Genomic DNA, 542 nt, shown 5'->3' on the forward strand with positions numbered 1-542 from the left:
GTTGTCTGTGTGGCGAAGATTGTATGCTGAGTCGTATAGACGGTTGGGAAACAGGCCTTCTGCATTGTTAATAATTCCTTGCTTTGCAAGCTCCTTATCAATAAACTCTTTTTTATCTACTTCTACACCCGGATCCTGCCAGTCGTTGCATAGGAAATCCAAACCAATGTCCTGCATACATTGATCGAAACCTGCCCGACGTGCTGCCGCCCTTTGGGAGCGATATTGTTCAAAAGCAGATGAATCGAAATGATGGGCAACATAATCTGCTTTTTTCTCTTCATATGTTTTCGTGACGCCATCACGATATTCTTTTAATTTTGCCAACGCCTTGTCTTTAGGCTCAAAAGGGATAACCTCTCCCTTTTCAGTTAGGAAACCCGTTGCCGCAGATGCTGAAATACCTGCCGCGTGTTCGTTTTTCAGAAAAAATTGTCCGACTTTGGCATCTGAATCATTACGCGTATAAGAAATTTCGGCATTGAGTTGCCATCCATTGTCAAAGACATGTTTGAAACCGGAAAAAATATTGTATTTATCAG

The 542-nt window shown here is 42.1% G+C and carries 1 pseudogene; it reads right to left on the minus strand.

The features are described 5' to 3' along the window. A pseudogene (locus tag ACTHUR_RS17425) lies at positions 1 to 542 on the minus strand (TonB-dependent siderophore receptor); the annotation flags it as partial.

Source organism: Neisseria sp. P0021.S007, assembly GCF_051956855.1.